Source organism: Patescibacteria group bacterium (assembly GCA_035529375.1).
GTDB lineage: Bacteria > Patescibacteriota > Microgenomatia > PFEM01 > JAHIFH01 > DATKWU01.
Window position 1 is genome coordinate 1 of record DATKWU010000015.1, and the last position, 4,387, is coordinate 4,387.

Annotated in this window: 4 protein-coding genes; 1 reads left to right on the forward strand and 3 read right to left on the reverse strand. The window is 40.8% G+C overall.

Annotated features, from left to right (window positions below; all coding sequences use genetic code 11):
• Both VMY36_03460 and VMY36_03465 read right to left on the reverse strand, forming a co-directional pair.
• Positions 1 to 387, reverse strand: a 387-nt coding sequence (locus tag VMY36_03460) for a cohesin domain-containing protein (GenBank protein ID HUV42927.1), incomplete at its 3' end; no start/stop codon positions are given.
• A gap of 10 nt (positions 388 to 397) precedes the next feature.
• Entirely contained in the window at positions 398 to 3,025 is a 2,628-nt protein-coding gene (locus tag VMY36_03465) for a right-handed parallel beta-helix repeat-containing protein (GenBank protein HUV42928.1), read from the reverse strand.
• Positions 3,026 to 3,070: 45 nt separating this feature from the next.
• Between VMY36_03465 and VMY36_03470 the strand changes: the two genes are divergently transcribed.
• Positions 3,071 to 4,183 (forward strand): O-antigen ligase family protein, encoded by a 1,113-nt coding sequence (locus VMY36_03470; GenBank protein HUV42929.1) that lies wholly within the window; start codon positions 3,071 to 3,073, stop codon positions 4,181 to 4,183.
• Here the strand turns inward: VMY36_03470 and VMY36_03475 are convergent.
• The coding region (locus VMY36_03475; protein ID HUV42930.1) for a hypothetical protein at positions 4,151 to 4,387 on the reverse strand (237 nt) is incomplete at its 5' end. The two genes, VMY36_03470 and VMY36_03475, sit on opposite strands and share 33 nt — an antisense overlap.

Sequence of the window (4,387 nt, forward strand, 5' to 3'; positions counted from 1 at the left end):
TGTTGACCCCTCAGTTTTTCCTTTAATGGTTAATGTTACCCAATTAGTATTACCATTGAAACCAACATCGGCTGATTCCGTAGTTGAGCCGACTTGAACCACACCGCTACTATTGTTTATATTTTGGTGATTGGCGGCAAAAATCCCTGAAAAACTAACTGCTGTTATCTCAATTAAATCCTTGTTAAAGGAAAGTTCTGCCTGAACCGCCTCAACTTCTTTATTTTGAGTATCAAGTTTAATAGAAACATCAAATTGGTCACCAATATTTATATTCTTAGATAAGGGATCAAGGTTAAATTTTGCCGCGTAAGCTGATTGGGGGAAAACAAAAGCTAAGAATAAAAGAAAAAAAGTTGTGAGTAAGAAAGAGATTATCTTTTTCATTTGGACAGGTTTAATCTGGATCGTATTGAACAGCGAGAGTACCTAGAACCAAAACTTTGTCAAAAATATCGACTCGATTGTCAAAATTCAAATCTCCAAAAGCGATGTCCGCTGGATTAGTGGAAAAAACTTTAATTGCTCGGAGGTCATTAATATCCACATCACCATCTTGATCTAAATCACCTGGCCGAAGGGGCCAGTCAGTTAGGTCCAAGTCTTGAACAAAAACAATATCCGGAAACACTCTTTGAAGATGTTTGGGGCCTTTGATTCTAAGTCTGTAGCGATGACCAAAATGATCGCTAGAGAAAGTAATTTTTCCATGGTAAGTCCCTAAATCATCAACACTTAAAACGACTGTTTGTTTATTGTCAGCTGATCCAAAATGAGGACCACCAGATAGATTAGTGGCGTAAATCTTGATCTCCCTGTCACTATCATCTGTGGGCCGGCTGGTCACGCCATCAAATCTTATTTTTAGATCTAAAGAGGTAGGAATAGTTGGAGTTGGAGTTGGAGTTGAGATGGGCCCACAATCTTCTGGACAATTACATTTATTCTCACCAAGAGTACATTGGCCATCACCACAATCTTTAACACAGACAAATCTCCCCATTGCTAGACGGCAAAGACCAAGGTTTTCTGGCTCAGGCTGAGCATTACCTATGCTTTCTAAACCAGAACAGCAGAAATCATTATTGGCTTCAACACCTACTTCTCCTTCTTTAATACAGGAAGTAGGGCCACAATCTTCAGCACAATTACACTTGTTCTCACCTAAAGTACATTGACCATCCCCACAATCTTTTACACACATGCTAGCGCCAAGTGGTATGTAGTCAGGACAATTACCATTGCCATCAGGATGAGCCGTCGAAATCGGTTCTAGACCTGGACAACATTTATAGCCAGGATAAACTGGAACTGTTTCGCCTTCCTGACCACAAGGAATGACCGTTGGAGTCGCACCACAAATACAGTCTCTATCATAAGGGCAGCTGGGATTATAACACCGCATATATTGGGCACACGCCTGTCTTGGTGGACAAGGCGTTCCGCACATTAAACCAGGAGCACATGCGGCATCCGGCCCACAAGACTGACCACACATTCCAGGCCCTGGAGTAATGGGTTGAAGTCCGCAGAGGCCTTTGTGACCCATATATTCGTCTTTACTAACGTCCCCATAAATACCCGGAGAACCTGGAAGCAAACAATAATCCTCGCCAAAAAGCGGATCCGCGGCAATATTACCATTTACTCCATAAGTAAAGGAACATTGTTCTGAATGGGTGCAGAAGATTCGTTCATTATTCCAAAAATCGTTACGGCTGATTTCCGGATCATTAAAATCTGCACATCCACCATTATGAAGTATCAATCCACAAGTAGTAGTAGTTGAGAAAGGCTCATGATAATTACCAACGTTCACCACAATGTTGTTTACAAACGATGAGCCTTTTGTTATTGAAGCTCCGCCGCCGTTCCTATCGACATTACCATAAATCGTGTTATGTATAAATGAGGCTTCTCCTCCCGACATGTTAAGACTCACTTCATTATTGATTATGAGATTTCTTTCCACCATGTTTTCTTCACCGCCCGAGAGAAATACCCCAATTGCCTTTCCATCTCTAAGAGTATTAGAAATAATATTCACCCCTTTTCCGTACGATAAAATAATTCCACCCAAAGCGTTCATGCTGTATTTCTCTGCTTCATCTTGATAGTATTCATCAAAACCAAAATCATAAAGAGTGTTATCTCTAAAATAGGTACCAACTACTCGATAAGCATTATCAGTTTCAAACACCATTCCTGCTCGGACATGATCAACGGTATTCCTCTCGATATTGATTCCCACCAAATCATTACCATAGTTATAACTTTTAATTCCGACGGGGGAATGAGAGATTCGGTTTTCTTTAATCTCGAAATTATTCACGCCACCTAGCTCAATTGCAACAAACTCCGCCCCCCACAGCTTACATTCCGATATCTTTGAACTACCTCCCCCAGAGCTCGGTACTCCATTTAAACCCCTAATGTCAATCAATCGCGGGACTGAAGATTCTGCATACAACTCTAAAACCCCAAGATAAACATACCTATCGCTAGAATTACCATTAACAAGAATTCCACTCATGCCGATATCTCTAAAATTAACCCTCCAGCCGCTAATAGAAACGTCTACACCTTCAACTAAAATTCCTACGTCAGCATTACTAATCCAAATGTTGGTATTCGGGTCTGACTCAAAAAATATCTTTTTATTAATATAAAGACCTACTCTCCCGTCGTTAACCTGATGAATAGGAACCATATAAGTTCCAGTGTGGACGTGAATCTCCTCGTTTTCCTGGGCCACGTCAATAGCGGTTTGGATATCATGGCAGCTACCTGAACCAACGGGCGTAACATCAATTACCCCGCTAACTGCCTCACAAAAAGAAGGAATTGGGGTCGGCTCACCAGATACTGCCCTTTTTCTCAACTCAAAAGTGCCGGTCATTAGACCAACTAGAGTTACCGGAAGAGCAATCAGAAGAGCAGTGAGAACTCCTAAAGAAATCCAAAAACGATATTTTGTGGGGATTTGACCCAATGAGTTTTTGAAGGATTTAATTGGGTTAACCATAAAAAATTCTTTGCCTTGATTCTAGGATACGACTATAATGGAAGCGTGTCAAGGTTTATCTTCCAATCGCTAATCTTTTTCCTCCCTCTCTTCTTCTGGCCTTCGCCTTTGAAATTTGAACTCGCCAAAATCAGCCTTTTTCTTACGGGTGGCTTTTTATTAGTCTTTTTATTTCTAGCCAAGCTTAAAATCAAAAACTTCGAAATACACTTCAAAAACCTTGATAAAATCTGGTTTCTCTGGGTCGGAATTCTTCTTTTAAGCACTTTAATCACTCAAATTTTTCCCTATGGTTTTCTCGCTGGCGGTTATCGCCACCAAAGCGTGCTTTTTTTCTTTCTCTTAGGACTTTTTGGGTTAATCGCGAAAGGTTTAGGCACGAAAAACGCGAAAATTGTTTTGAAGTGGGCGAGTGCCGCGATTATCATCGAAACTTTAATTATTTACGCCCAGTGGCTAGCCATTAGGTTCGATTTCCCTATTCTTTCATACAATCAAAGGCCAATCGGTACGATTGGTGAACCAAATGCGGTCACTGGTTTCTTGGCTCTAGGATTACCTATATTAGTGGTTACTTTTCAACAACCACTCATCTCTGTCATCGCGGTGATTATCGCTATTCTTCTTACTGGCTCAAAAGCAGGTCTCTTAGCAATTCTCGCCGAGCTTATCGTCTTTGGCTTTTTTTGGAAGAGAAAATTTCCTTATAAAAAATTTATTTTAATCACCTCTTTATTTTTAATAGTTATAATCGGAATCTTCGGCGTCTATTTCGAAAGAGGTGAGTCTCGCTTTGAAAATCGCTGGTTAATCTGGGATTTAGGCATCAGAGCCATTCAGGAGAAGCCCATTTTAGGCTATGGGGCTGAAGGAATTATTTCTGCTTACGATAAACAATTCAGCCTTATTGATCGTCCTTTGTTTGGGGTCGTCGTCGACCGCTCTCATAATCTCTTCCTAGATATCACCCTATTCTCAGGCATTATTGGCTTGGTGGTTTTCGGTCTTTGGCTCTGGAGAGCGAGTCAGAAATTGTTGAAGAAGAGAAGTTGGGTTTTAGCTTCCCTAACCGGCTTTTTGATTTTTTCCTTTTTCCAACCAATCGGCGTCACTCACTGGTTTTATTTAATTATCCTCGTCTCTCTCACTGATATCTAATTGCTTACTCTCTTCTTTCCCCTCACCTAATTCTCCACTGGAGGAGATTTTTTGGCCCATGAGGGTAAAGGAAGAAAAAACATTGTTCATTTGATTATAGGCGTTCTGGAGATGTTTACCTAAAACTGATAACGAGCCCTCGGTCTTCTCATAATCCTTTCTAATCGCTCTTAATAACCGAAAAACCTCTCGAGATCGGGCCTC

Coding starts and splice junctions, on each gene's coding strand:
- VMY36_03465 (HUV42928.1), bottom strand. CDS start 3,025: ATGGTTAACCCAATTAAATCCTTCAAAAACTCATTGGGTCAAATCCCC.